Annotated in this window: 5 protein-coding genes and 1 pseudogene; 4 read left to right on the forward strand and 2 right to left on the reverse strand. The window is 69.2% G+C overall.

The genetic code is table 11. From position 1 onward, the window contains the following. Positions 1–47: 47 nt before the first annotated feature. Positions 48–893 (reverse strand): ABC transporter permease, encoded by an 846-nt coding sequence (locus tag PV363_RS14635; RefSeq protein WP_301022700.1) that lies wholly within the window; start codon positions 891–893, stop codon positions 48–50. After that, complete coding sequence (locus tag PV363_RS14640; protein WP_301022701.1) at positions 890–1876, reverse strand: ATP-binding cassette domain-containing protein; 987 nt, start codon at positions 1874–1876, stop codon at positions 890–892. The genes PV363_RS14635 and PV363_RS14640 overlap by 4 nt, the downstream gene beginning before the upstream one ends. 157 nt (positions 1877–2033) lie before the next feature. Between PV363_RS14640 and pafA the strand changes: the two genes are divergently transcribed. The 4 genes and pseudogenes from pafA to PV363_RS14660 all read left to right on the forward strand — a co-directional run. Further along, entirely contained in the window at positions 2034–3395 is a 1362-nt protein-coding gene (pafA, locus tag PV363_RS14645) for a Pup--protein ligase (RefSeq protein ID WP_220341695.1), read from the forward strand. 91 nt (positions 3396–3486) lie between these two features. Beyond that, positions 3487–4440: an FKBP-type peptidyl-prolyl cis-trans isomerase gene (locus PV363_RS14650; protein WP_220341696.1), complete on the forward strand. Its 954-nt coding sequence runs from the start codon at positions 3487–3489 to the stop codon at positions 4438–4440. A 45-nt stretch (positions 4441–4485) separates the two neighbouring features. Beyond that, the gene (locus PV363_RS14655) at positions 4486–5487 is read left to right on the forward strand and encodes a WYL domain-containing protein (protein WP_255559073.1); all 1002 of its coding nucleotides are present in this window, start codon (positions 4486–4488) and stop codon (positions 5485–5487) included. Further along, positions 5484–6038: pseudogene (locus tag PV363_RS14660) on the forward strand (WYL domain-containing protein); the annotation flags it as partial. The gene PV363_RS14655 and the pseudogene PV363_RS14660, both read left to right, overlap by 4 nt.

Raw genomic sequence — 6038 nt, forward strand, 5'->3', positions numbered from 1 at the left:
GGTGTGGGGGGGGGGGGGGGCCCCCCGGCCCCCCGACAGCTGCGAGGTCAGCGGCGGCGGCCGTACGCCCGCATCGTGAGCGGCGCGAAGATCAGGACGATCACGGCAGCCGCGGCGAAGGTCCACATCACCTCGTCGCCGACCGCGTCGCCCGACATCAGTCCGCGCACGGCGTAGACGGCGTGCGAGATCGGATTGACCTCGACGAACGCCTGCAGCCAGTTGGGCATCGTCGACGGATCGACGAACACGGGACTCAGGAACGCCAGCGGGAACAGCACCATCATGCTGATCCCCATCACCGACTGCGGGCTGCGGGCCAGGAGCCCGACCCACGTCCAGATCCAGCTGAACGCGAAGCAGAACACCATCAGCACCGCGATGCCGGCGACGACGCCGATCGCTCCACCCCCGGGGCGGTAGCCCAGGATCAGCCCGAGCGCGACGACGAACAACGACGCGAGCGTGTAGCGGACGGCGTCGCCGAGGAGTGCTCCGACCAGGGCTGAGGGGCGCCAGATCGGCAGGGTCCGGATCCGGTCGAAGACGCCCTTCTCGATGTCGGTGTTGATCGCGACGCCGGTGTACATCGTGATCATCACGACCGTCTGGACCAGGATGCCCGGCAGCAGGAACTGGAGATAGGTGCTGGTCGAGCCCGCGATCGCCCCGCCGAACAGATAGGTGAACATCAGGACGGAGATGATCGGGAACAGCGTCACGTCGAACAGCTGCTCCGGCACGTGCTTGATGCGCAGGATCGCCCGCCAGCCGAACGCCAGCGACGTCGTCACCGCGCCGGCCCGCGGAGGGCGGGGCCCGGAGGCGAGGACGGCGTCGAGCTTGGCGGGCACGATCTGGGAGTCGGTGGTGCCCGTCGTCGTGGTCGTCATGCCATCGCTCCTTCGGTGTCTGCATCCGAGGGCGCCGTCTCCTCGGCCGGATGGCCGGTGAGGGCGAGGAACACCTCGTCGAGGGTCGGCTGCCCGTAGCTGAAGCCGGCAAGCTCGACGCCGTCGGCGGCGAGGGTGGCGAGCGCGGCGGGGACCTTGGTGCGGTCGTCCACCCGGCCGGTGACATCGGCGGCGTCGGCTCCTGGGACGACCTCGTCGCCGAGGGCGCGCGTGAGCACGTCGATCGCCCGCGGCCGGTCGGCGGGATCGTGGAGGTGGACGTGGAGCGCCCCGGAGCCGACCTCGGACTTGAGCTGGCTGCTGGTGCCCTCCGCGATGACCTTGCCGGTGTCGATCACGGCGATACGCCCGGCGAGCTGGTCGGCCTCGTCGAGGTATTGCGTGGTCAGCAGCACGGTCGTACCGCGTGCCGTCAGCGACCGGACGATGTCCCACACCTGGATCCGGCTGCGGGGGTCGAGCCCGGTCGTCGGCTCGTCGAGGAAGAGGATCTGCGGGGTGACCACGATGCTCGCGGCGATGTCGAGCCGGCGTCGCATGCCGCCGGAGTAGCGCTTGACCTGGCGGTTGGCGGCGTCGGTCAGCCCGAAGGCCTCCAGGAGGTCGTCGCACCGGATCCGTGCCTGCGCCCGGGAGAACCCGAGGATGCGGCCGAGGAGCTGAAGGTTCTCGCGGCCGGTGAGGTCCTCGTCGACCGACGAGTACTGGCCGGTCAGGCTCACCACGCTGCGTACGGCGTCGGCTTCTGAGACCACGTCGTGGCCCAGCACGCGTGCCGAGCCGCCGTCAGGACGCAGGAGAGTCGCGAGGATCTGGATCGTCGTGGTCTTGCCGGCTCCGTTGGGTCCCAGGAAGCCGTAGACGCCGCCCTCGGGCACACGGAGGTTGATGCCGTCCACCGCCGGTTTGTCCCCGTACGTCTTCACGAGCTCATGCGTCTCGATCGCGATTCCGCTGGCCATGTCTCCCACCTCGTGTCGTTGCGCACGCCAACGTGTTCCTCTTAGGAACACCACTCCAGCGTCCCACACGCCGCCGACGGAACTCGACCGGAATTTGCCCGGCGAGGCCGCCGCGAAGCACAGAGTGCGCCGACCGTTTCCGGCATAGGGTGGAGGCGTGGAGCGACGGATCTTCGGCATCGAGAACGAGTACGGCGTCACGTGCACGTTCCGCGGACAACGACGCCTGTCGCCCGACGAGGTGGCCCGCTATCTCTTCCGCCGGGTCGTCTCCTGGGGCCGCAGCAGCAATGTGTTCCTGCGCAACGGAGCGCGCCTCTACCTCGACGTCGGCAGCCACCCGGAGTACGCGACGCCGGAGTGCGACGACATCGTCGAGCTCGTCACCCACGACAAGGCGGGGGAGCGGGTGCTCGAGGGCCTCCTCCTCGACGCCCAGACGCGGTTGCGCGAGGACGGGATCCTCGGCGACATCTATCTCTTCAAGAACAACACCGACTCGGCCGGCAACTCCTACGGGTGTCACGAGAACTACCTCGTCTCGCGCGACGGCGAGTTCAGCCGGATCGCGGACATCCTGATCCCGTTCCTCGTCTCGCGACAGATCATCTGCGGGGCCGGCAAGGTCCAGCAGACGCCACGAGGGGCGATGTTCTCGGTGTCGCAGCGCGCGGAGCACATCTGGGAGGGCGTGTCGTCGGCGACCACGCGGTCGCGACCGATCATCAACACCCGCGACGAGCCGCACGCCGACGCCGAGCGCTATCGCCGGCTCCACGTGATCGTCGGCGACTCCAACATGAGCGAGACCACCATGCTGCTCAAGGTGGCGACGACCCACCTCGTGCTGCGCATGATCGAGGCGGGCATCCCGATGCGCGACCTGACGCTCGACAACCCCATCCGCGCGATCCGCGAGATCTCCCACGACATGACGGGTCGGCGCAAGGTCTCGCTGGCCAACGGGCGCGAGCTGTCGGCGTTGGAGATCCAGGCGGAATACCTCGGCAAGGCTCGCGCGTTCGTCGACCGGCACGACCCGGACGACCCGGTGGCCGCGCGGGCGCTCGAGCTCTGGGAGCGGACCCTCAAGGCGGTGGAGTCCGAGGACCTCTCGCTCGTCGAGCGCGAGATCGACTGGGTCATCAAGTACCGCCTGCTCGACCGCTACCGCGAGAAGAACGACCTGACCTGGAGCCACCCGCGCATCGCTCAGATGGACCTGGCCTACCACGACATCCTGCGCGACCGGGGTCTCTACTACCTGCTCGAACGCCAGGGCGCGGTCGCCCGGGTCACCGACGACCTGTCGATCTTCGAGGCGAAGTCCAAGCCGCCGCAGTCGACGCGCGCCCGGCTGCGCGGGGAGTTCATCAAGCGCGCGCAGGAACGCCGGCGTGACTTCACGGTGGACTGGGTGCACCTCAAGCTCAACGACCAGGCCCAGCGGACCGTGCTCTGCAAGGATCCGTTCCGATCCCACGACGAGCGCGTCCAGAAGCTCATCGACGGGATGTGACCAGCGTTCTCAGGCTCCCTCATCTAATTTTGAGGTTCGTCGGCTACCGTTGTCGACGTTGTCCCGCTCCCCAGTGAAAGGTCGCCGCCGCGTGCGCCGCCTAGCAGCCGTTCTCATCGCTCCCGTACTCGTCCTCACAGCCGCCTGTGGCGGGGGAGGTGACGACGACGCGGACGCCGGTTCTCTCGACGCGGTCAAGGTCACCGGCAAGGTCGGTGAGGCCCCGAAGATCGAGAACGCCAAGGGCGTGAAGGTCGACAAGGTCACCACCCGGGTCATCACCGAGGGAGACGGGGCGAAGGTCGCCGACGGCGACGAGGTCGTCATGAAGTACGTGCTCGTGCAGGCCAAGGACGGCAAGGAGGCCAGCAACACGTTCAAGGGCGACGCCACAGGGGCGACCCCGATGAGCAAGGAGCAGGACAAGATCATCTCTCCCGCCGTGATCGGCAAGCCGTTCGGCACGCGCGTCCTGGTCGGTGTGACCGGCGAAGACCTCGGCGCCGAGAAGGGCACCGAGCAGGGGGACGAGACGCTCCTGGTCGTCGCCGACGTCCTCTCCAAGTGGGAGGCGCCCAAGCCCAACGGGTCCATCGCCGACGTGAAGGTCACGGGCGCCTGGGGCAAGCAGCCCACCGTGACCCTCGCGAAGAAGCCGCTCGTCGTGGCCAAGACCGAGTCCAAGGTCGTCATCCCGGCCAAGAGCAAGAAGGCCGCGACCGTCAAGGAGAACGACACCGTCACCGTCCGCTACCTCGGCGTCAACGGGCGCGACGGCAAGACCTTCGACAGCTCGTACAAGCGCGGCGACACGGTCGACTTCCAGCTGGCACCGGGGCAGATGATCCCGGGCTTCATCACCGGCCTCGTCGGCCAGAAGTACGGCAGCCGCGTGCTGGTCACCATGCCGTACACCGACGGCTACGGCTCTACGGGCAACCCTCAGGGCGGGATCAGCGGTGGTGACTCGCTCATCTTCGTGGTCGACCTCGTCAAGAAGGGCAAGCCGGCGCCTGCGACCCCGGCCCCGGCCCCGGCGCCGTAACCTCGCCGCGGCGCTCCACCGCGTCGGGTCGGACGATGTAGTTTGTTGGCTGACCTGCTGGTCCGACCCGACGAGGAGCACCTGGTGGCACCACGCACGACCGAGCGGCTGATGAATCTCCTCATCGCCCTCCTGGTGACACCGACCTATCTCCCGAAGTCCCGCATCCGCGAGGTCATCGAGCCCTACCGGGGGCAGTCCGACACCGCGTTCGACCGCATGTTCGAGCGCGACAAGGATTCCCTGCGGACGATCGGGATCACGATCGAGGTCGGCGAGACCGAGTCGTACCACGGGGTCGAGCCCGGCTACCGGATCCGGCGTGAGGAGTTCGAGCTCCCGCCGATCGACCTCGAGCCGTCGGAGGCCGCGGTGCTCGGCGTCGCGGCCCGGGTCTGGCAGAGTGCACGCCTCGGCGAGGCGACGGCGGTGGCGCTGCGCAAGCTCCTTGCCGCCGGTGTGCCCGTCGATCCTGAGGCTCTCTCGGGCGTCGAGCCCCGGCTTGCAGCGAGCGAGCCGGCCTTCGAGCCGATCTGGGAGGCGGTCGTCAGCCGTACGCCCGTGACGTTCCTCTACGAGCGGGCCGACGGTGCGCAGGCTCAGCGGGTCGTCGAGCCGTGGCGGCTCGTCTCCTGGCACGGCCGCTGGTACCTCGTCGGCTACGACCGCGAGCGCGCCGACCAGCGTCTCTTCCGGCTCAGCCGGGTGGTGGGCGACGTCCGAGCCGCGGGCTCTCCCCGTGAGTTCGACGTCCCCGACGACGCCGACGTCCGGGAGATCGCCGCATCCCTGTTCCCCGCGCCACCGACCGCCGACGCGGTGGTCCGGGTCCGCAAGGGTCGCGGTCTCGGCCTGCGCCGCCGGGCCACCGCCCAGGAGCCCACCGAGGACGGATGGGACCAGATCGAGCTGCCGTACGGCTCGGTGGGTGAGCTGGCGACCGAGATCGCCTCGTACGGCGCCGACGCGGTGGCCGTCTCGCCGCCTGAGCTGCGCGCCGAGGTGCGGACCCGACTCGCCCGCGTCCTGGAGGTGGCACACCTGTGAGCCCGTCGGCGAAGCAGATCGAGCGCATGCTCGCGCTCGTCCCGTACCTGCGCACCAACGACGGCGTGCCGGTGGCGGAGGTGGCCGAGGTCTTCGGAGTACCTCGGGCGCAGATCGTCAAGGACCTCAACGTCTTGTGGTTCTGCGGCCTCCCCGAGGCGGTGACCGGCGAGATGATCGACATCGACATGGACGCCCTCGAGGTCGACGGCGTCGTCTATCTCGACAACGCCGACTTCCTCGGGCGTCCGCTGCGGCTCAACGGCTACGAGGCCGCGTCGCTCATCACCGCTCTGCGCGCCCTGCGCGAGACCGCCGGTGGCCAGGACCAGCCCGCGATCGAGTCCGCACTGGCCAAGCTGCTCGCTGCCACCGGCGACTCCGAGCACGGCGTGGACGCCGCGGAGGTCCTGGTCGACGACGCGCAGTCCGCCGCCCACGAGCGCGTTGCCGACGCGCTGGCGCGAGGCCGCCGGATCCACCTCGTCTATCGCGTGGAGTCGCGCGACGAGCTCACCGAGCGAGACGTCGACCCGCTGCGGCTGATCACC

This window comes from Mumia sp. (genome assembly GCF_028803055.1).
Taxonomy (GTDB): domain Bacteria; phylum Actinomycetota; class Actinomycetes; order Propionibacteriales; family Nocardioidaceae; genus Mumia.